Source organism: Haloprofundus salinisoli (genome assembly GCF_020097815.1).
In the GTDB taxonomy this organism is placed as follows: Archaea; Halobacteriota; Halobacteria; order Halobacteriales; family Haloferacaceae; genus Haloprofundus; species Haloprofundus salinisoli.
On the sequence record NZ_CP083663.1, the window covers coordinates 2,515,966 to 2,535,050 of the forward strand.

The 19,085-nt window shown below is 65.9% G+C and carries 21 protein-coding genes and 1 tRNA gene; 10 read left to right on the top strand and 12 right to left on the bottom strand.

Features of this window, described 5'->3' with window-relative positions; genetic code table 11:
* The first annotated feature begins 24 nt into the window (after positions 1–24).
* Positions 25–1,902, top strand: coding sequence for an IucA/IucC family protein (locus LAQ73_RS13315; protein WP_224270765.1), 1,878 nt, complete (start codon positions 25–27; stop codon positions 1,900–1,902).
* Between the two features lie 179 nt (positions 1,903–2,081).
* Positions 2,082–2,321 (top strand): DUF5822 domain-containing protein, encoded by a 240-nt coding sequence (locus LAQ73_RS13320; protein WP_224270766.1) that lies wholly within the window; start codon positions 2,082–2,084, stop codon positions 2,319–2,321.
* Positions 2,322–2,346: 25 nt separating this feature from the next.
* On the opposite strand, the gene LAQ73_RS13325 is transcribed toward LAQ73_RS13320, so the two are convergent.
* The 5 genes from LAQ73_RS13325 to LAQ73_RS13345 form a co-directional block, all read right to left on the bottom strand.
* The gene (locus LAQ73_RS13325; RefSeq protein WP_224268759.1) at positions 2,347–2,934 is read right to left on the bottom strand and encodes an HAD family hydrolase; all 588 of its coding nucleotides are present in this window, start codon (positions 2,932–2,934) and stop codon (positions 2,347–2,349) included.
* A 69-nt stretch (positions 2,935–3,003) separates the two neighbouring features.
* On the bottom strand, positions 3,004–4,152 hold the full coding sequence (locus LAQ73_RS13330) for an acyl-CoA dehydrogenase family protein (protein WP_224268760.1): 1,149 nt from the start codon (positions 4,150–4,152) through the stop codon (positions 3,004–3,006).
* An 83-nt stretch (positions 4,153–4,235) separates the two neighbouring features.
* Entirely contained in the window at positions 4,236–5,456 is a 1,221-nt protein-coding gene (locus tag LAQ73_RS13335) for an alanyl-tRNA editing protein (protein ID WP_224268761.1), read from the bottom strand.
* Between the two features lie 44 nt (positions 5,457–5,500).
* The gene (locus tag LAQ73_RS13340) at positions 5,501–6,022 is read right to left on the bottom strand and encodes a helix-turn-helix domain-containing protein (RefSeq protein WP_224268762.1); all 522 of its coding nucleotides are present in this window, start codon (positions 6,020–6,022) and stop codon (positions 5,501–5,503) included.
* 465 nt (positions 6,023–6,487) lie between these two features.
* Positions 6,488–6,572: transfer RNA gene (locus LAQ73_RS13345), tRNA-Leu, on the bottom strand.
* 191 nt (positions 6,573–6,763) lie between these two features.
* Between LAQ73_RS13345 and LAQ73_RS13350 the strand changes: the two genes are divergently transcribed.
* Together LAQ73_RS13350 and LAQ73_RS13355 are read left to right on the top strand one after the other, a co-directional pair.
* A complete protein-coding gene (locus LAQ73_RS13350) occupies positions 6,764–7,324 on the top strand; it encodes a DUF420 domain-containing protein (protein ID WP_224268763.1) in 561 nt (186 codons plus the stop codon).
* 68 nt (positions 7,325–7,392) lie between these two features.
* Positions 7,393–8,262: an alpha/beta fold hydrolase gene (locus tag LAQ73_RS13355; protein WP_224268764.1), complete on the top strand. Its 870-nt coding sequence runs from the start codon at positions 7,393–7,395 to the stop codon at positions 8,260–8,262.
* Between the two features lie 8 nt (positions 8,263–8,270).
* Here LAQ73_RS13355 and purF read toward each other — a convergent pair whose 3' ends face one another.
* From purF to LAQ73_RS13375, 4 genes are all read right to left on the bottom strand, one after another.
* Positions 8,271–9,779: an amidophosphoribosyltransferase gene (gene purF, locus LAQ73_RS13360; protein WP_224268765.1), complete on the bottom strand. Its 1,509-nt coding sequence runs from the start codon at positions 9,777–9,779 to the stop codon at positions 8,271–8,273.
* Positions 9,780–10,168: 389 nt separating this feature from the next.
* Positions 10,169–10,342, bottom strand: coding sequence for a 50S ribosomal protein L37e (locus tag LAQ73_RS13365; protein ID WP_117595117.1), 174 nt, complete (start codon positions 10,340–10,342; stop codon positions 10,169–10,171).
* Positions 10,339–10,566: an LSM domain-containing protein gene (locus tag LAQ73_RS13370; RefSeq protein WP_224268766.1), complete on the bottom strand. Its 228-nt coding sequence runs from the start codon at positions 10,564–10,566 to the stop codon at positions 10,339–10,341. Before LAQ73_RS13370 ends, LAQ73_RS13365 begins: the two co-directional genes overlap by 4 nt.
* A gap of 212 nt (positions 10,567–10,778) precedes the next feature.
* Positions 10,779–11,255, bottom strand: coding sequence for a GNAT family N-acetyltransferase (locus tag LAQ73_RS13375; protein ID WP_224268767.1), 477 nt, complete (start codon positions 11,253–11,255; stop codon positions 10,779–10,781).
* A 131-nt stretch (positions 11,256–11,386) separates the two neighbouring features.
* Between LAQ73_RS13375 and LAQ73_RS13380 the strand changes: the two genes are divergently transcribed.
* From LAQ73_RS13380 to LAQ73_RS13395, 4 genes are all read left to right on the top strand, one after another.
* On the top strand, positions 11,387–12,271 hold the full coding sequence (locus LAQ73_RS13380; RefSeq protein WP_224268768.1) for a DUF502 domain-containing protein: 885 nt from the start codon (positions 11,387–11,389) through the stop codon (positions 12,269–12,271).
* 24 nt (positions 12,272–12,295) lie between these two features.
* Positions 12,296–12,706: an archease gene (locus tag LAQ73_RS13385; RefSeq protein WP_224268769.1), complete on the top strand. Its 411-nt coding sequence runs from the start codon at positions 12,296–12,298 to the stop codon at positions 12,704–12,706.
* A 143-nt stretch (positions 12,707–12,849) separates the two neighbouring features.
* The gene (locus tag LAQ73_RS13390) at positions 12,850–13,917 is read left to right on the top strand and encodes a DoxX family protein (protein WP_224268770.1); all 1,068 of its coding nucleotides are present in this window, start codon (positions 12,850–12,852) and stop codon (positions 13,915–13,917) included.
* A gap of 109 nt (positions 13,918–14,026) precedes the next feature.
* A complete protein-coding gene (locus tag LAQ73_RS13395) occupies positions 14,027–15,487 on the top strand; it encodes an RtcB family protein (protein WP_224268771.1) in 1,461 nt (486 codons plus the stop codon).
* A 155-nt stretch (positions 15,488–15,642) separates the two neighbouring features.
* Here the strand turns inward: LAQ73_RS13395 and LAQ73_RS13400 are convergent, their stop codons facing one another.
* Complete coding sequence (locus LAQ73_RS13400; RefSeq protein WP_224268772.1) at positions 15,643–15,894, bottom strand: DUF7556 family protein; 252 nt, start codon at positions 15,892–15,894, stop codon at positions 15,643–15,645.
* A gap of 46 nt (positions 15,895–15,940) precedes the next feature.
* Positions 15,941–16,381 carry a DUF7969 family protein gene (locus tag LAQ73_RS13405; RefSeq protein ID WP_224268773.1) on the bottom strand — a complete coding sequence of 147 codons (441 nt, stop codon included), beginning with the start codon at positions 16,379–16,381 and terminating at the stop codon, positions 15,941–15,943.
* A gap of 94 nt (positions 16,382–16,475) precedes the next feature.
* On the opposite strand from LAQ73_RS13405, the gene LAQ73_RS13410 reads away from it, so the two are divergent.
* A complete protein-coding gene (locus tag LAQ73_RS13410) occupies positions 16,476–17,324 on the top strand; it encodes an eIF2B alpha/beta/delta subunit family protein (RefSeq protein WP_224268774.1) in 849 nt (282 codons plus the stop codon).
* 73 nt (positions 17,325–17,397) lie between these two features.
* On the opposite strand, the gene LAQ73_RS13415 is transcribed toward LAQ73_RS13410, so the two are convergent.
* Positions 17,398–18,510, bottom strand: coding sequence for a Gfo/Idh/MocA family protein (locus tag LAQ73_RS13415; protein ID WP_224268775.1), 1,113 nt, complete (start codon positions 18,508–18,510; stop codon positions 17,398–17,400).
* Positions 18,511–18,585: 75 nt separating this feature from the next.
* Between LAQ73_RS13415 and LAQ73_RS13420 the strand changes: the two genes are divergently transcribed.
* Positions 18,586–19,059, top strand: coding sequence for an NUDIX hydrolase (locus tag LAQ73_RS13420; RefSeq protein ID WP_224268776.1), 474 nt, complete (start codon positions 18,586–18,588; stop codon positions 19,057–19,059).
* Positions 19,060–19,085 lie beyond the last annotated feature (26 nt).

Below are 19,085 nucleotides of genomic sequence, written 5' to 3' on the forward strand. Positions count from 1 at the left end.
GCAAAAGAGACCTCAGAGACAATGATGAACGACACGCTACGGAATGCAGTTAGCACCGACAACTGGGAGGCAGCCGAGCGCGACCTCCTCGAGAAGATGCTCGCCGAGTTCATGTACGAGGACCTCGTCGACGTCGAGGTCGCGGAGACCGTCGACGGCGCGACTCGATACGAACTCGACCTCGGCGAGGCGACGTACCGCTTCGTCGCCGAGCAGCGACTGCTGGACAGCTACCGAGTGCGCGAGGGGTCGGTCGAGCGGCGCGAAAAGGACGAACGCGGCGATGGCGGCGGTGACGACGCCGTCGACGAGTGGCGACCGGCGACCGATCCCGTCGGATTCCTCCTCGACGCCCGCGAGCACATCGGCACCGACGAGATGACCGCCGGCCACCTCGTCCGCGAGTACCGGAACACGCTGCTCGCCGACGCGCACATCCGAGCACGGGACGAAGCCCGCGAAGAAGTCGTCGGCGACCGACCCGGTGACGGCGAACCCGTCGCACGCGACCCGGCGTCGATGCCGTACGCCGAACTCGAAGGCGAGATGACGGGACACCCCTGGATAACGTACAACAAGGGCCGCATCGGGTTCAGCTACAGCGACTACGCGGCGTACGCGCCGGAGATGAAACGGCCCGTCGAACTTCGCTGGCTGGCGGTTCGACGCGACCGCGCGACGTTCAGCACCGTCGACGGGCTCTCGCCCGAACGACTGCTCCGCGACGAACTCGGCGGGCGCTACGACGAGTTCCGCGCGGTGCTCGACGAGCGGGGAGTGGACCCCGACGCCTACCACTTCCTGCCAGTCCACGAGTGGCAGTGGGAGAACACGGTCGTCCACCTGTTCTCGAAGGAACTCGCGACCGACGCCATCGTCCCGCTCGGGGCGGGCGACGACGAGTATCTGCCCGCGCAGTCGGTCCGGACCTTCCTCAACGTGAGCGACCCGGCGAAGCACAACGTCAAACTCCCGCTTCGAATCCTCAACACGCTCGTCTGGCGCGGACTGCCGGGCGAGCGGACGGAGGCGGCCCCGCTCGTGACCGAGTACGTAAAGCGGATTCGCGACGAGGACCCGTTCCTCCGCGACGACTGCGAACTCGTCCTGCCGGGCGAGATCGCCGGACTCAACTACGACCACCCCGAGTTCGCCCGACTCGACGACAACGCCTACCAGTACGACGAACTGCTCGGGGCGGTCTGGCGCGAGAGCGTCACCGACCTCGTCCGCGACGACGAGCGGCCCGTCACGCTGTCGGCGCTGATGCACGTCGACGGCGAGGGGACGCCCGTCGTCTCTCGCCTCGTCGAGCGGTCGCCGTTGGAACTCGACGCGTGGCTCGACGAACTGTTTGCTACCCTCTTGCCGCCGCTTCTGCACTACCTCTACCGCTACGGCACCGTCTTCTCGCCGCACGGCGAGAACACTATCCTCGTGCTCGACGACGAGAACGTTCCGACCCGTCTGGCCGTCAAAGACTTCGTCGACGACGTGAACGTCAGCGACCGGCCGCTGCCCGAACTGGAGCGGCTCCCCGGCGAGTTGCGCGACGTGCTCCGGACCGAACCGCCGGAGGGGCTCTGCCAGTTCATCTTCGCCGGCTTGTTCGTCTGCGTTCTCCGCTACGTCTCGGAGGTGCTCACGGTCCACCACGACTACCCCGAAGAGCGGTTCTGGTCGCAGGTCCGCGACGCGGTGCTCGACTATCAGGCGCGGTTCCCCGAACTCGAATCGCGGTTCGAGCTGTTCGACATGCTCCGCCCCGAGTTCACGAAGCTCTGTCTCAACCGCAACCGGATGGTCGACAACGGGTACGGCGACGCGGCGGGGCGGCCCCACGCCTCCGAGCACGGGACGGTTCGGAACCCGCTGTACGAGGTCGCCGCCGGAGGCGAGTAGTCGGCGGTTGGCGAAGCCGACGACTGAGTCGACGACCGACGCAGATGCCGAACGAAACTCGGCGAAACCGCCGCGGAACCCGGCGGAATCGGTACGCATTAGCCGGTCGGGTCGAAGCATCGACCGTGCCACAGCCAGTCGAGCGGTCCGACCCCGAAGGCGTCGACTTCGGGTGGGTGATGCAGGTGACGTTCGTCACGACGATTCTCGTCGGCGCACCCGTCGTCGCCGCGTTGTCGACGACGGTCGCGCTGCCGACCTGGGAGTCGCGCGTCTCCTTCGCCGTCCGCATCGGCGCGATAATCTGGATTCTCGTCGCGCTCGCCGCCTACGCGTACGCGCGGCGGACCGAGGCGGGCGACGGCGGGTCGGGAAAAACGAGGGCCGAAGACGATGAGTCTATCGACGCCCCCGAGTGACCGAGGCGGAGTCAGACGCCGAAAGTCAGACGCCTGACGGGCCGCCGTCGACGTACTGAAACGCGACGCCCGCGCGCTCGGCAGTCCGCTCGTCGCGGGCGGAATCGCCGACGAACAGCGCGTTCTCGGGAGCGACGTCCAATCCGCGGAGCGTCGCCAACAGCGGTTCCGGGTCCGGTTTCCGCGTCGCCACCGAGTCGCGGCCGACGACGCTGTCGACGTAGTCGGCGAGTTCGTGCACGTCGAGCGCGATTCGGCAGGCGTCCTCGCAGTTGAGCGAGCAGACGCCGACGGGGACGGCGTGGTCGGCGACGCCGTCGGCCAGCGCCAGCCGCGTCGAGTTGCGCGCGCCCTCGCGCTCGTGGCCGGCGATGACGGCCTCGATCTCGGCGCGGAGGCCGTGCTCGTCGGCCACGTCGAGCATCGTCCAGAGATCCATGCCCGCGGCGTCGACGTCGGCGTCTTCGAAGACGGCTTCGGCGTCCGTGGCGACTTGGTTCCAGTCGACGAGCAGGTCGACGAGCGTGCCGTCGAGGTCGTAGACGACGGCGTCGTATCCGTCGAACGCTACCGACTCGTCCGCCGTCAGTCGGTCGAGGGAGTCTGCGGTCACTACTCACGACTGTGCTCGCCACCGAAAAGACGGCTTCGGTCGGTCGAACTGGTTTCGGTCGGATTTCGCTCAGCCGTCGAGCACGCCGCGGGCGATGATCTCCTTCTGTATCTCGCTCGTCCCCTCGTAGATGGTCGTGATCTTCGAATCGCGGTAGAGGCGCTCGACGTCGAACTCGGTGACGTAGCCGTAGCCGCCGTGAATCTGGACCGCCTCGTTGGTCACGTCGACGGCCGCCTCGCTGGCGTGGTACTTCGCCATCGCCGCCGAGACGCGGTTGTCTTCTCCGGCGTCCTCCTGTCTCGCGGCCTCGCGGACCATCAGCCGCGACGCGTGGACCTGCGTCGCCATGTCGGCGAACTTGTGCCGGATAGACTGGATGGAGGCGATGGGTCTGTCGAACTGCTCGCGCTCGTGGGCGTACTCGCGGGCCTCGTCGAGCGCCGATTGGGCGAGTCCGACCGCCTGCGCGGCGATGCCGACGCGGCCGCCGGTGAGGATGTGGAACGCCGCCGAGAGGCCCTTTCCCTCCTCGGTGAGGCGGTTCTCGGCCGGGATGCGAACGCCGTCGAATTTGAGGCCGGTCGTGTCGCTGGCGCGGAGGCCGAGTTTCTTCTCCTTCCGACCGACCTCGATTCCCGCATCTTTGGGGACGAGAAACTGCGTCACGGACGAGGGGTCGTCGGGGTCGGTCTTGGCGAAGAGAATGCACACCTCGCCGCGCTCGCCGTTCGTGATCCACTGCTTGTCGCCGTTGATGACGTACTCGTCGCCATCGCGGATGGCCGTCGTCTCCATCTGCGCGGGGTTCGACCCCGCCTGCGGTTCCGAGAGAGCGAACATCCCCACCGGACGGCCCTGGGCCATGTCGGGGAGCCAGCGCTCTTTCTGGTCCTCGTTGCCGAAGGCGGCGAGACACTCGGTGGCGAGACAGTGCACCGACAGCGCCGTCGCCACGGCGAGTTGGCCGTAGGCGACCTCCTCGTTGACGATGCTGTAGGTGGTGCGGTCGGCGTCGAACCCGCCGTACTCCTCGGGGACGGTGAGGCCCGTCAGGTCCAGGTCGGCCAGGCCGTCCCACACTTCCTCGGGGAACGTCTCGGTCTCGTCGGCCGACCGCGCGGTAGGTCGAATCTCCTCGACGGCGAACTCCCGAACGACGTCGCGGATGGCTCGCTGCTCGCCGGTGAGCGACGAGTCCGCCCGTGTGGTTGCCATACGATTGGCTTCGGTCCCGAATGGAAAAAGATGACTGACTCGCGGTTCGGTCGGGTTCGGTTCGACCTCGGGCAGCCCCGGTGTTACGGCTCCCGAAGCGACTCGACGATCGCGGCGGGCGACGCCGATAGCCCACCCCCCTGCGCGAACGTCGGACCGCCGCCTCCGCCGCCGCCGAACTCGTCGGTGACCTCGCTCACGACGTCGCCGGCGTCCACCTCGCCGTCGCTGGCGACGACGACGAACGTCGACCCCTGTTCGCCCGCGACCGCGATTGCGTCGGTCCCGTCGCCGACGCGCGACTGCAGTTCGTCGCCGACCTCGTTCGGCCCGACGCCGGAGACGACGCCGACCCGCCACGTCGCGCCGTTGCGCTCGACGGTCGGCAACGAGTCGAGGTCGGCTGAGAGCATCGCCGTCTTCGCCTCGGTCAGCTCGGCGGCCAGCTCCTCTTTATCCCGCTGGAGTTTGGCGACGAACTCGGAGAGATCCGCCACGCTCGTGCCGAGCGTCCGGGAAGCGTCGAGCGCAGCGCGCTTCACCGCCGCGCGGCGTTCGACGGCGTCGGGGCCGACGGCGAACTCGACGCGGGTCATCCCCTCGCCGGGGTTCGAGCGGCCGAGCACCTCGACGGGACCGATTTCGCGCGTGTTCGAGACGTGCGTCCCGCCGCAGGCGGCCACGTCCCACGGGTCGTCGCCGCCCTCGCGCGTCGCCGCGCCGACGGTGACGACGCGAATCGAGTCGGCGTCGGCCATGACCCCTTCTTCGGTCTTCGTGTTGAACGCGACGTTCGGGTCGTCGAGCGCGTCCTCCAGCGATTGCTGCTCCCACGTCACCGGCCGCGACTCCCAGACGACGCGGTTGACCCGCCGTTCGAGTTCGACGAGCGTCTCGTCGTCGATATCGGTCGTCGTGGTGAAGTCGACGCGCACCTTCTCGGAGCCGATATCGAAGCCGCCGTAGCCGAGGTCAGACAGGAGGCCGCGTCCCGCGCCGTAGAGAACGTGACTCGCCGTGTGCGCTCGCATGCAGTACGTCCGAAACTCGTCGTCGATTCGGCCCGCCACGGTGTCGCCGGCGTCGAACACGGGCGGTTCGTCGAGGAGGTGGACGACCTCGCCGTCTCGACTCTGCACGTCTGTGACGGTGATGCCGTCGAGCGTTCCGCGGTCGGCGGGTTGGCCGCCGCTCTCAGCGTAGAAGTACGTCTCCGTGAGCGTCACCTCACGGCCGTCGACGGCCTCGACGGTCGTCTCGAACGTCCGGACGTCGGGGTGGGCGGGTGCTATCGTGGTAGACATAGACGTGCCAAGACGGTACGCAGACAAAAATCTACAGTTAGGGGCTACTCGTCGACCAGGTCGATGCCGAGTCGGTCTTCGAGTTTGCGGATGACGGAGCCGCCGACGCCCGCGCGGGTCGCCCGTCCCTCCTCGACGGCGACGAGGTCACGCTCGCTGACGTCGAGTTCGGCCGCGAGGTCGCCCGTCGTCAACTCGCTCTCCTCGCGGGCCTCGGCGACTCGGTCGCCGTAGTTGCGGACGAGGTACGGGAGACGGTCGCGCTCGTAGTTGGTCCCCTCTTGCTCCCAGTGCTTCGAGTCGCCCGTGCCGGCGTCGTACATCTTCGCCGTGCGCTGGGCGGCGCGCTTCTTGCGACTCGGTTCGCTCTCGTCGCGTCCCCGCGACTGCTCGCGGCGTTTTCGCTCTCTGCTCTTGTTCTCGCCGTGGCTGGCGCAGTCGGGACACACCATCAGCGTCGCGCCGGCGACGTTCTCCTGGCGGAGTTTCGAACTCTCCGTGCCGCAGAGTTCGCAACTGCCGCCGTCGCCGCCGCCACCGCCGCTTCCGGTGGAGTACTTGGGCATACCCGCCTTACTTGCTCTGCTGATTTAAACCCGTGCCTGAGCGGGACTCGGCGGCCGCGTAGGACCGCACGCAGTCGGTCTCTGCGTCGCCAGATCGCTCTGTGACTCTGATTCGGCGCGACGAGAGCCACCGCTTTTCGGTGTAGTTTCGGTAGAATTGTGCGTGGGTGCTTGTCCCTTTGAGGGGTTAGCACCTGCATCGTTCTCGGCGGCGGTGCCGCCTCGATTGTGGCGGAACGAAGTTCCGCCCTTGCGATGCGTGGGACCGGATTTGAACTTCCGTCGTTCCACTGCGCTTCACGACGGCGTTCGGAGTCGGTTATACCGACTCCTCACCGGCGGACCTCTACGGATTGCACCCTCAACTCAGTACCTCGAGATAGAGACGCCGCTTCTCGGTGTGGTTGTGGTAGAATTGTGCGTGGGTGCTTGTCCCTTTGAGGGGTTAGCACCTGCATCTTGCGATGCGTGGGACCGGATTTGAACCGGCGGACCTCTACAGGACAGCGCCCTCAACGCTGCGCCGTTGGCCTGGCTTGGCTACCCACGCTCGCGCGTGTCTTGCTGCACTCCTTCGTTTCGCACGGTTCGTTAAAAGCCCTTCCTTTCGACGGCAGCGTGTCGCCCGTTCGCAGTGTGGTGATTTTTCTGCCGACGCGTCGCCGAGTTGGCGGGGGGAGCGGTCCGACGACGGAGCGTCGACAGAGCAACCGTTTTGATGCCCGAACACACAGTTCGAGCATGGAACTTCGTGTCAGAGACCACGTCCCGGCGACGACGGCCATCCTGACGCTCGTGTCGCTCGGGTTGGTCTTCGGCGCGGCGCTCGGTGCGATACCCGACGTGTTGCTTCCGACGGCCCCGAAACCGCTGTACGATGCGATTCCGCACGTCAACGCCGTCATCAGCACCGTCGCCATCGGGACGATACTCCTCGGCGTCCGCTCTATCCGTCGCGGCGACGTCGAGAGACACCGGACGCTGATGCTCACCACCGTCGTGCTGTTCGGTACGTTTCTCGTCCTCTACCTCTACAAGGTCATCTCACAGGGAACCCAGGAGTTCCCCGGCCCCGCCGTAATAGATCAGTGGGTCTACCTGCCGACGCTCGCGATTCACGTCGTTCTCGCCATCGTCTGCATCCCGCTTCTGTACTACGTACTGCTGTTGGCGCTGACACGTCCCGTCTCGCAGATCTACGGCACCCGTCACAAGCAGATCGGACGCGTCGCGGCGGCGCTGTGGCTCGTCTCGTTCGTCCTCGGCAACGTCGTCTACGTGCTTCTCTACGTCGTGTACTGAGCGGACGGCGGTTCGGCCGTACCCTTCTGCTCGCTGACGTTATCCCCGCAAGCGACGTAGAGTCGTCTATGCCGACGGTGCGGACGAACGACATCGAAACGTACTACGAACGACGCGGGTCGGGCCCGCCGCTCGTGTTCACCCACGGCGCGATTCTCGACCACAGCCAGTGGACTCCGCAGATGGACGCTCTCAGCGACGAGTATACGACCTACGCGTACGACGTTCGCGGCCACGGTCGGACCGGCGGGTCGAAACGAGCGCGGTACTCGATAGAGCTGTTCGCCGACGACCTGGACGCGTTCGTCACCGCGCTGGAGCTCGACCGACCTGTCCTCTGCGGACTGTCGATGGGCGGGTGTATCGCGCAGGTGTACGCGACCCGTCACGCCGACCGAATATCGGGCCTCGTGCTCGCCGACACGTTCACCCCCGAACTGCTCAGTCGAAGCGAGTGGCTACAGCGCTCGGTGCTGCTTCGCGCGACCGTTCCGCCGGTCCGACTGATCGGCTACGAACGCGTCGAGAAAGCGATGGTGTGGTTCCAAAAGCGACTGTCTGGAGAGGGCGTCAGCGGCAACTACGGGAACATCGAACGAATCCGGGAGACCGGACCGAAGATGGAGACCGACGAGTTCGCCAAAGCGATTCGGGCGCTCGCGGCGTTCCACGAGACCGCTGTCGACCTCTCGGCGATTACCGCCCCGACGCTCGTGCTGTACGGCGAGCACGAACCGCCGTTCCTCCGCCGCCACGTCCCGAAACTCCGGTCGGAGATACCGCACGCGACCGTCGAGATGGTTCCGGGTGCGGGACACGCCTCCAACCTCGATGACCCCGCGTTCTTCACGGCGGCGATACGGGAGTTTCTGTCCCGAGAAGTCGCTTTGAGTGCCCAAGAGAGCGCCGCCAGTGACGCACACAGTGACCGAGCGTAGGAGAGCCGTCAGTCGTCGGCGGGCGCTTCCGCGCCGATGGCTGGCCGGGTGACGTCGCGGTCGGTCGTCTCGCCGTCGATGTCGTACGGATACTCGCCGGTGACACAGCCGAGACAGAGGTCGGCGCGCGACTGTTCGAGACACGCCGCGATGGAGTCGATAGAGAGGTATTCGAGGCTGTCGGCACCGATCTCGTCGCGGACCTCCGCGACGGAGCGGTTCGCGGCGATGAGTTCCTCGCGCGTGTGCATGTCGATGCCCATGTAACAGGGCGCGATGATGGGCGGCGCGCCGATGCGCATGTGGACCTCCTCGGCTCCGGCGTCGCGCAGCAGCTGCACCAACTGCGTCGACGTGGTGCCGCGGACGATGCTGTCGTCGATGAGCGTCACCGTCTTTCCTTCCACCGTGCTGCGAATCGGGTTCAGTTTCAGCCGAACCGCGCGCTCGCGTTCGTCCTGTGTCGGCATGATGAACGTCCGTCCGACGTACCGATTCTTCATCAGCCCCTCCGCGAACTCGACGCCGTCGTCGTCTTCCGCGCGAGGTTCGCCGTCGGCGGTCGTCTCGCCCGCCGCCTCGGCGTAGCCGGTGGCGAAGGCACGTCCCGAGTCCGGAACCGGCATCACGACGTCCGTCTCGACGCCGCTCTCCTCCCAGAGCGCGCGGCCGAGGTTCCGTCGAACCTCGTAGACCAGCGTCCCGTCGATGACCGAGTCGGGTCGCGAGAAGTAGACGTGCTCGAAGAAGCAGTGCGCGGAGTTCTCCTTCTCCACCAGCTGGTAGGAGTCGAAGCCGCTACCGTCGTTTTCGAGGACGACGAGTTCGCCCGGTCGCACGTCGCGGACGAGTTCGCCGTCGAGCGTGTCGATGGCGGCGGACTCGGAGGCGATGACGTAGCCGTCGTCGAGTTTACCGATGCAGAGCGGGCGGTTCCCCTCGGGGTCCCGAACTCCCAAGACGGTGTCGTCGTGGCTGATGGTGAGCGCGTAGGACCCGTGGATTCGCTCCATCGTGCGTTTGACCGCGCGGACGAGGTCGGCTTCGAGCAGATTCCGGGCGAGGTCGTGGGCGATGACCTCGGTGTCGCCGTTCGAGGTGAACGCGTGGCCGAGGTCTTCGAGTTCCGAGCGGAGTTCGTCGGCGTTGACGAGGTTGCCGTTGTGCGCGAGCCCGAGCGACCCCGACTTGAACGAGACGGCGAACGGTTGCGCACAGCAACTGTTGACGCCGCCGGCCGTCGGGTAACGGGCGTGGCCGATGCCGGCGGTGCCGCCCAGCGTAGAGAGCGACTCCTCGTCGAACACGTCGCCGACGAGACCCATCTCCACGTGGCTGTGCTGTTGGAAGCCGTCGTGGGTGACGATGCCCGCCGACTCCTGTCCGCGGTGTTGGAGCGCGTACAGCGAGTAGTACAACGGCCGCGCGGCCTGGCGTTCGTCGAGCGACACGCCGACGACACCGCACTTTTCGTTGAGACCGTCTCCGACCCGACGGATATCCCGCCCCTGGTGCATAGGTGGGTGTCAGATGTCCACGGGTAAAAACACCCGTGGTTGTGCTGTATTCCGACTTTTGTCGGATACAGATATGCACAATTATGTATATTTCCGCGGTGGCGACGATGGTCGAAAGAGGCGGATCTGCTTCCGTCGTCGGATTCGAGGACTCGTCGTCGGGTTCGGGGAGCCGTCGTCGGGCCCGGTCGGCCGACTCACCGACTCGTCGAGTCTCCTCGTTCGCTCGGGTCCGTGGCGACGCTCGAACCGGGTGAGTCGGGAGGCCAGGTGAGTCGGGAGGCCGGGTAGGTCAAACGGCTCCGTCGCTCTGTGCGGACGGTCTGAGACGCGGAGCGCCGCCGCTGGGGACGTTGCTGAGAGAGAAAGATCGTCGCAGGAAGCGGGGCTTACTCGCCCGCTTTCGACTGCCACGCGTACTCGCGACGTTTCGCCGACTTGCCGAAGCCGCAGGACGAGCAGACCTTCTTCTTCACGTGATAAGATTTCTCGCCGCAGCGACGACATTTGACGTGCGTCGTCTTGTTCTTCTTGCCCTGACTCGGGGTTCCTGCTCCCGTCATGCTGTTATCGTGACCACGTTATCGCCGCGTATAATCGTTGTGTCTTCGACTTCCTCCACGTCGAGGCCGCCGGAGACGTCGCCGTCGAGACTCGCTTCGAGTACGACGTTCATGTGCTGGTCGTAGCCCGCCAACGTGCCGAAGTACGAGGTGCCGTCCTTCAACTGCACGGTGACCGACTCGTTCAGAGATGCCTCGAGGACGTCGAGGGGTCGTCCGCTCATAACCTGTACGCCACCGGTTCGACTATTAAAAATACCGGATACAACGTCGAAATCACAGCTCCGTGTCGCGGTTCGTCGCGGCTCACAGCAGTTTCGGAGGCCTAGACTACCGGCCGCGAGCGCCGAATACAGACCGAAATCGGGGTCGAGAGCGTCGAACTGGCCGTCGAGCGGTGCTAGCTCCCTCCGCCGGGAGGCCGACGACGGCCGCGTTACCGACGGACGAACTCCGAGAATTTCTCGCGTAGCCCGCCGTCTTCACCGAGTCGGAGATAGTAGGCGTTGCCGCCGTCCTCGTAGTAGTCGTCGATGCGGCGGGTTATCTCGAAGCCGATGTGTTCGTAGAAGTCGAGCGCCGCCCTGTTCGTCGTCCGCGCGTGACAGGTGACCGTCCGGTGTTCGTCGGCGACGGTGGCGACCAGCCGTTGACCGTAGCCCTCGCCGCGAATCTCGGGGGCGACGGCCAGAAAGAGGATGTAACCGTCGCGCCGCGTCGAGATGAAGCCGACGAGTCGTTCGTCTTCGTATAACAGATGCGTCTGCGAACGTCGATACGCGTCCATGAAGAAGCCGCGTCGCTGCTTCAACACACCCTCCCGCTCGCGGATGCGCTCTTTCAGCGCCCAGGCGTCCTCTCCGTGCGTGGACTGCCCCGGCTTGTCGACGCGCAGTTCGACGTTGACGCTCACTACCACTCCGTAGCATTGAGGTAGATATAAGTCCACCGTCCCCGACCGACCTTCGTCACCCGGGGACAGTACCATCAGAGAGTAATTTACCTGCAGAAGCAATTTAATGGCTCAAACGCGTTAGAGGACGTATGGACGAGTCGCGGCGGCGTGTCGACCAACGGGTCCGAAAGACGGTGCGAGACCGCCTGACAGACGCCGTCGTCTCCGGCGTCGCGGTCGTCATTCCGCTCGTCATCACTCTCTTCGTGTTCATGGTGGCGCTCGACGCCATCTCACAGTATCTCGACATACTCTCGGACTACCTCGTGCAGTTGCCGTGGATATCGGAGGTTCCGACGGCCAGATACGTAAACCGGGAGTTGGCTATCGAACTGCTCACGCCGGTCGTTCTCGCCGGAATTATCCTCTTCGTCGGGTTCGTCGTCGAGGGCTCGAAGTACGGCGAACGCGCCGTCGATTACTTCGACGCCGTTCTCGGCGCGGTTCCCGGCGTCGGGGCTGTGTACGAGAGTTTCCGGCAGATGAGCGACGTGGTCCTCGAAAGCGACGTCCGGAACTTCCGCGACGTGAAGCTGGTCGAGTTCCCCGCCGACGGCGTCTACACGCTCGGCTTCGTCACCACCGAGACGCCGCCGCGACTCACCGACGCCACCGACCACGACGAGATGCTGACGATGTTTCTCCCGCTGGCACCGAACCCGGTGGTGGGCGGCCATCTCGTTCACCTCCCGACGTCGAAGGTCCACGATGTCGAGATGACCGTCGAGGAGGGCATTCGCGCCATCGTGACCAGCGGCGTCGCCATCGGACCGGCCTCCGAGGGGGACGTCGGACTCTCCGAGAGCCAACTGCGGAGTCTCTCCGCCATAGAGGCGAGCGCCGAACCGAAGCGTCGGACCAACGGCGAGGACGAGACCGACAGCCTCAACGACGGTCTCGGCTCCGACGCCGACGGGGACGCGACTGACCGTGACGGAGACGCGATTATGGCCCCGAGCGACGATAGCGAGTAGTACGTCGGCGGTGGAGTTCGACACATGAGCTACGAACTGCGTTCGCACACCGCCGACGTCGCCGTCGCCGCGGAGGGGCCAACGCTCGATGCCGTCTTCGCCGCCGTCGCCGACGGTCTCGCGGCGGCGATGGCCGAATCGGTTCCCGACACCGGAAACCGCTTTTCGCTCCGGGTTCGCGCCGAGAGTCGGGACGCGACGCTGTTCGACTACCTGGACGAACTCATCTACGAACGCGACGTCCGGGAGGTGCTCCCCGTCGAAAACCGCGCGACGGTCCACCGCGACGGCGACGAGTGGGTCGTCGACGCCGACGCTCGCGGCGTCCCGCTGGCGGGTCTCGGCGCGCGCGAGGTGAAAGCCGTCACCTACTCGGAGATGAGACTGGAAGAGACCGCAGACGGCTGGCGCGCGTACGTCGTCTTCGACGTGTGACCCCGATTCGCGTCGGCGCTTCGACGCGAAAACCACATCGTCCGGGGTCCGAGTCGCGTAACTGTCACGGACGTTCGTCTCGTTTTCCGGCGAGAGCGGGTGCGTGCGTAGGCTTTAGAAGCGTCGGGTTCGGATCGTCACGTATGAGACGCCGCGCAGTTCAGGCGGTGTTTGCGACTGTCGTGTTGCTCGTTTCGCCCGCTGTTGCGAGTGCACACGTGAAATACGTCGTCGAGGGTGGCGGCGCGGGCAACGTCGTCCGTCTGCTGGCGACCGTCGCGTCCGACCCGGTGAGTCTCGCGCTCGTTCTCGGGACCGGTGTCGGGGTGGTCGTCGCCGCCGCGGGGTATCTCCGCTACCGACCCGCCGGCGACGACGTCCGCGCGTTCCGTACGGTGATGGACGACTACCGCGACCTGCTGCCGTGGTTGCTCCGGTTGAGCGTCGGCCTTCCGCTGGTCGGTGCGGGCTTCGCGGGGTATTTCTTCACGCCGCTGGTCCCCGCGCCGACCCGTCTGTTCGGCGTCGCCGTCGGCTTTCTGCTGCTCTTCGGGTTGGCGACCCGTCTCGCCGCTACCGTCGGCCTCGTCGGGTATCTCGTGGGCCTGATGTTCCGACCCGAACTCCTCTTGGCCTTCGAGTACGTCCCGGCGTTTCTCGCCATCGTCCTCGTGGGGGGCGGCCGCCCGAGCGCCGACCAGCTCATCGCGCGGATGGCCGACGACGACCGGACGCTCTACTCGCGCGTCGACCCCTTCTACCGGCGCGTCGCCGTCCCCTTCGAGCGCCGCATCGCCCCGTACCGTCCCTTCGTCCCGACGATTCTGCGCGTCGGCATGGGGCTGTCGTTCGTCTATCTCGGGGTGGCACAGAAACTGATGAACCCCGTCGAGGCGCTCGCCGTCGTGGAGAAGTACAATCTCACCGCCGTCGTTCCCGTCATCCCCGAACTGTGGGTCGTCGGTGCGGGGCTGGCCGAAGCCGTCGTCGGTCTCGCATTGCTGTTCGGTGCGTTCACCCGCGCCTCGTCGCTCGTCGCGTTCGGCCTCTTCACGACGACGCTGTTCGGACTGCCCGACGACCCCGTGCTGGCGCACATCTCGCTATTCGGTCTCGTCTCGGCGCTGCTGGTCACCGGGGGCGGACCGTTCTCGTTCGACGCCTGGGTGGCGCCAGAGACTCGTTCGGAACGGAGCGTCGCCGCTGACTGAGACCGACCGGCGACTGAGGCCGACCGCCGGCCGGACATTCACGGCCGGTGAACGGTCGGCGGATTCGACTTGGGACAACGTATTACCGACTCTCGTGCTACGGGGGCACATGACGACGCGCGAGTTCGACGGCATCCGTCTCGAACAGGTTCGAGAGAACGTCTGGGAAATCCCGCGGGAGGGAGAGATGCGCGTCCCCGCCCGCGTCCTCGCCAGCGAACAGTTGCTCGAACAGATCGGCGACGACAAGACGCTTCAGCAGTTGAAGAACGCGACGCATCTGCCGGGGATGACCGAACACGCGCTCTGCATGCCCGACGGACACCAGGGCTACGGCTTCCCCGTCGGCGGCGTCGGGGCGACGGACGCCGAAAACGGGTGTATCTCGCCGGGGGCGGTCGGCTACGACATCAACTGCGGCGTCAGAATGATGCGAACGAACCTCTCCTACGACGACCTGCAGGGGCGCGAGGAGGAGCTCGTCGACGAACTGTTCCGGGCGATCCCCTCCGGACTCGGCGGCGGCGGCGTCGTCGAATCCGATATCGACACGGTGGACGCCGTCTTGGAGCGCGGGGTCGACTGGGCGCTCGAAGCGGGGTACGCCGTCGAAGACGACCTCTTGCACTGCGAGGACGAGGGGCGGCGACCGGACGCCGACCCCGACGCCGTGTCGGAGAAGGCCAAGAACAGGGGGCGAAAGCAGCTCGGGAGTCTCGGGTCTGGAAACCACTTTCTCGAAGTCCAGCGCGTCACCGACGTGTTCCGCGAGGGCGTCGCCGACGCCTACGGACTCTCCGAGGACCAGATCGTCGTGCTCATCCACTGCGGGAGTCGCGGCCTCGGCCACCAACTGTGCAACGACTATCTCCGGAAGATAGAGAAGCGCCACGGCGACCTGCTCGCGGAGTTACCCGACCGCGAACTGGCTGCCGCGCCCGCGGGCAGCGAACTGGCCGAGGCGTACTACGGCGCGATGTGCGCCGCCATCAACTTCGCGTGGACGAACCGACAGTTGGTGATGCACCGTACCCGGGAGGTGTTCGAGCGCGTCTTCGACCGCGACTGGGAGGCGATGGAGATGGAGCTGCTGTACGACGTCGCGCACAACATCGCCAAGAAGGAGCACCACGACGTCGACGGCGAGGAGCGAGAGCTGTACGTCCACCGGAAAGGCGCGACGCGGGCGTTCCCGGCGGACCACCCGGAGGTACCGAGCGCGTACCGCGGCGTCGGCCAACCCGTCATCATCCCCGGGAGCATGGGTGCAGGCAGTTACGTGCTGTGCGGGGGAGAACAGTCGCTGTCGCTGTCGTTCGGGTCGACGGCCCACGGCGCGGGGCGGGTGATGAGTCGGACTCGCGCCAAGCAGGAGTACTGGGGAGAGACGGTTCAGTCGGAACTCCGCGACCAGAACAGAATCTACGTGAAGGCTCAAAGCGGCGCGACCGTCGCCGAGGAGGCCCCGGGCGTCTACAAGGACGTCGACGAGGTCGTCCGTGTCTCCGACGCGCTGGACATCGGCGACAAAGTCGCGCGAACCTATCCGGTCTGTAACATCAAAGGCTAAAAAATCGTTCGTCGGAGCGAAACGACCGCCGCTCAGTCGTACCGAGCGGGCTCGGGCGCGTGTTCGCGCGACGGGATGCGAACGCGCGAGTTCAGTTGCTCGAGGTTCGAACAGATACAGCTGTAATTTCGTGAGTGGGTTTCAGACATCGAAAATCACCGCCAAGCGTCGACCGAGACGCATTCGGACGCGCTCATCGAGATCCACGCGTCGTCGCAACCGATGTCTGCAACGACGAGTGCTTCTTCTCCGTCTACCTCGTCGAACGCACACGTCACTTCCGCGTCGCTCGACTCGGCGGCGTGCTCGTTCGCAAACCCACGCTCGATGCGCGGAGGGCGTCGGGTAACCCGACGTTTCGGGGTTCGGGAATCCATCGTGTTCTGAAAGAGAACGTCCGATGCCATACGACCATTGCCCAATATATTAGGTACGTCGTCAGACGTCTCGGAGCTAAAAACCGCCCGGACCGGGCGGTCCAGCGGGTCCACGCGGTCCCGTTCGGCCGTCTCCGGCTATGTCGACGAACTCCGACCGTCGGCGCGGGTCGAGCTCCTCTCCGTCGGCGTATTTGACGTAGCTGAGGTAGAACGTGCGGCCACAGCCGATTCGGCCGTCGCCTCCCGATTCCTCCGGCCCTTCGGTGTCTTCGTCGCCGTCGTCGCTGCCGTCACCCGGAATCCATCCTTTCGGCCTGAACGTCACCGAGGGGGCGTCGCTCTCCCCGCAGACGAGTTTCACCCCGTCTGCATTCTCGTAGGCGTCGTCGGGGGTCGCGTACTCCCAGCCTTCCAACGGATACGGCGTGACCGTCTTGTCCGCGAGATACTCGTCGCGTTCGAGTTCGATGAGCGTCTCACAGTGCGGACAGTAGTAGGTGACGGTGAAACTCATCGGGTCCCGTAGGGCCTCCGGACACTTGTGTCTCGCGGCGGAACCGCGCTCTGCCTCCCGGAAACTCTTTGCATTGAGGGGCAGACGTTCCGGTATGATAGACGAGACGGTCGAGGAAATCCGGGAGATGCAGACCCACAGTTCCTCCGTCGTCGCCGTCAAGGCAACGCGGGCGCTCTCGGAGCTACTCGACAGGGAGTTTGCGACGCTCGAAGAGTACGAGCGTGACCTCGAACGGAACGCCGGGGCGCTCCGTCGGGCGAACCCCTCGCACGCTTCGCTGTACAACGCGATGCGAGAGGTCACAGAGAGCGTCACCGGCGAGACCGACACGGTCGACGAGGCGAAAACGCGGACGCGAGAGACGATCGAGCGCGTCGTCGAAGACATCGAACGCGGCAAACGCCGCGCCGCCGAGACCGCCGCCAAGACGTTCGAGGACGGCGAGACGTTCCTCACGCACGATTACTCCTCGACCGTCCTCGAAGCCCTCGAAACGGCCGTCAGAGGAGGAATCGAGTTGACGGCGTACACGACGGAGGCGCGGCCGCGGTACCTCGGGCGCAAGACCGCGCGCACCCTCGGGGCGATGGACCGCGTCGACGCCCACCTCATCGTCGACGGCGCGTCCGGCTACGTGTTAGACGAGTGCGACCGCGTCATCATCGGGATGGACTGCATCGTCGACGACGTGCTGTACAACCGCGTCGGCACGTTCCCGATGGTCGCGGCGGCCAACGAAGTCGGCGTTCCCGTCACCATCATCGGCTCCGGCGCGAAAATCATCGAGGACGGCTTCCGCTTCGAGAACGAGTTCCGCTCGCCCGCCGAGGTGATGCTCGAACCCGCCGAGGGCTTCACCATCGACAACCCCGCCTACGACGCGACGCCGATGTCGCTCATCGACGAGGTCATCACCGACGAGCAGACGCGGCACTACTGAAAGAGAGCACGACAGATTAGTCGAGCGGAACCCGCTCGCCGTTCTAAAACGTCTCGCGTCAGCGCTCCACCCTTCAGTCGAGCGAAACCCGTTCTCCGCTCTCGTCGCTCCGCTCGATGGCGTCGAGTACCTGCTGAACCTCGTAGGCGTCATCGAACGACGGATGGAACTCCTCGCCCGCGTCGGCCGCACTGAGGAACTCGTAGTTCTCGTGGACGAACGTGTGCTCCCAGCCGAGGACGTGGCCCGGCGGCCACCAGTGGTCGACGTAGGGGTCTGACTCGTCGGTGACGAGGATGGTCTCGTAGCCGCGGTTACCTTCCTTGAGGAGTTCGAGCTCGTTGATGCGTTCGAGCGAGAACTTCAGGCTCCCTTTCGACCCGTGGACGCGAATCGTGTGGTCGTTCTTGTGGCCGGTGGCGACGCGGGACGCCTCGAACGTCCCCATCGCGCCGTTTTCGAACTCGGCCTCGGCGGTGTAGGCGTCGTCGACGGTGACCGGTCGAGTCTCGTCTTCCCCGGGGACCGGACGCTCGTCGACGAACGTTCGGAGGTGACCGCTCACGCTGTCGATGTCGCCGGCCTGCTCGCCGACGAGAAAGCGCGCGAGGTCGACCGTGTGCGCGCCGAGGTCGCCGAGCGCGCCGCTGCCGGCGAGCTCTTTGTCCATCCGCCACGCCCACGGCGCGTCGGGGTCGGCGAGCCAGTCCTGCATGTAGCGCCCGTCGACGTGGCGAATCTCGCCGATCTCGCCGTCGTCGATGAGCCGTTTCGCGTACTGGATGGCGGGGATGAACCGGTAGTTGAACGCACAGCCGGCGACGCCCTCCGCGTCGGCGGCGGCGTCGCGCATCCGCTCGGCCTCATCCAGCGTCGGCGCGAGCGGTTTCTCGCAGAAGACGTGCGTACCCGCTTCCAGCGCCGCGATGGAGGGGTCGGCGTGGAGGTGGTTCGGCCCGAGATTGTAGAACACGTCCACCTCGCCGACGACGTCCTCCCAGTCGGTGGCGGTGTGCTCGAAGCCGAAGCGGTCGGCGGCGTCCGAAAGCGCCTCCTCGTCGCGGCCGACGAGCGTGTGACGGACCACCTCGGGCGCGTCAGGGAAGAACATCGGGAGGCGCGCCAGCGCGTTCGAGTGTGCCTGTCCCATGAACCGATAGCCGAGCATACCGACTGTCAGAGCCATGTGCCCCCTTCACGCGGCGGTGGCTTAGGGTTTCATATCCGCCAGTTTCTTGCGGGGGTGGCACTTTCTCCGTGCATGAGCGACCGGCCCTCCGTCGAGACGCCGCGAGACGCCGAATCACCCGGAGACGGGCGTATCCGCGTCGTCGCCCTCGGCGTCGTCCGCCGCGACGACGAACTGCTCGTCTTCGAGGGTGAGTCCGCGGAGACCGGTACCTACTACCGCCCGCTCGGCGGCGGCGTCGAGTACGGCGAGCACAGCGTCGATGCGCTTCGCCGCGAGTTTCGCGAGGAACTGGAAGTCGAACTGACGAGAGTTCACGAACTCGGCACGTTCGAGGACGTGTTCACGCTCGACGGCGAGGAGTGTCACGAGATTCAGCGCGTCTACGGCGCGGAGTTCGTCCACCAGTGGCCCTACCAGATGGACTCCTTTACGGCCCACGAACCCGACACCGGCGAGGAGCTCGACTGCCATTGGAAGTCGCTGTCGGAGTTCACCGAGAACGGAGCGACGCTGTTTCCCGAAAAGCTGCCGAGCGTACTCTGAGGGTTTTCCTCGCTCCGGTCTGATTC

Bases quoted from the DNA above. Each gene is read 5' to 3' on its own strand.
- LAQ73_RS13315 (WP_224270765.1), top strand. From the start codon at position 25: ATGAACGACACGCTACGGAATGCAGTTAGCACCGACAACTGGGAGGCA.
- LAQ73_RS13320 (WP_224270766.1), top strand. From the start codon at position 2,082: ATGCAGGTGACGTTCGTCACGACGATTCTCGTCGGCGCACCCGTCGTC.
- LAQ73_RS13330 (WP_224268760.1), bottom strand. From the start codon at position 4,152: ATGGCAACCACACGGGCGGACTCGTCGCTCACCGGCGAGCAGCGAGCC.
- LAQ73_RS13335 (WP_224268761.1), bottom strand. From the start codon at position 5,456: ATGTCTACCACGATAGCACCCGCCCACCCCGACGTCCGGACGTTCGAG.
- LAQ73_RS13340 (WP_224268762.1), bottom strand. From the start codon at position 6,022: ATGCCCAAGTACTCCACCGGAAGCGGCGGTGGCGGCGGCGACGGCGGC.
- LAQ73_RS13350 (WP_224268763.1), top strand. From the start codon at position 6,764: ATGGAACTTCGTGTCAGAGACCACGTCCCGGCGACGACGGCCATCCTG.
- LAQ73_RS13355 (WP_224268764.1), top strand. From the start codon at position 7,393: ATGCCGACGGTGCGGACGAACGACATCGAAACGTACTACGAACGACGC.
- purF (WP_224268765.1), bottom strand. From the start codon at position 9,779: ATGCACCAGGGGCGGGATATCCGTCGGGTCGGAGACGGTCTCAACGAA.
- LAQ73_RS13365 (WP_117595117.1), bottom strand. From the start codon at position 10,342: ATGACGGGAGCAGGAACCCCGAGTCAGGGCAAGAAGAACAAGACGACG.
- LAQ73_RS13370 (WP_224268766.1), bottom strand. From the start codon at position 10,566: ATGAGCGGACGACCCCTCGACGTCCTCGAGGCATCTCTGAACGAGTCG.
- LAQ73_RS13380 (WP_224268768.1), top strand. From the start codon at position 11,387: ATGGACGAGTCGCGGCGGCGTGTCGACCAACGGGTCCGAAAGACGGTG.
- LAQ73_RS13385 (WP_224268769.1), top strand. From the start codon at position 12,296: ATGAGCTACGAACTGCGTTCGCACACCGCCGACGTCGCCGTCGCCGCG.
- LAQ73_RS13390 (WP_224268770.1), top strand. From the start codon at position 12,850: ATGAGACGCCGCGCAGTTCAGGCGGTGTTTGCGACTGTCGTGTTGCTC.
- LAQ73_RS13395 (WP_224268771.1), top strand. From the start codon at position 14,027: ATGACGACGCGCGAGTTCGACGGCATCCGTCTCGAACAGGTTCGAGAG.
- LAQ73_RS13400 (WP_224268772.1), bottom strand. From the start codon at position 15,894: ATGGCATCGGACGTTCTCTTTCAGAACACGATGGATTCCCGAACCCCG.
- LAQ73_RS13405 (WP_224268773.1), bottom strand. From the start codon at position 16,381: ATGAGTTTCACCGTCACCTACTACTGTCCGCACTGTGAGACGCTCATC.
- LAQ73_RS13410 (WP_224268774.1), top strand. From the start codon at position 16,476: ATGATAGACGAGACGGTCGAGGAAATCCGGGAGATGCAGACCCACAGT.
- LAQ73_RS13415 (WP_224268775.1), bottom strand. From the start codon at position 18,510: ATGGCTCTGACAGTCGGTATGCTCGGCTATCGGTTCATGGGACAGGCA.
- LAQ73_RS13420 (WP_224268776.1), top strand. From the start codon at position 18,586: ATGAGCGACCGGCCCTCCGTCGAGACGCCGCGAGACGCCGAATCACCC.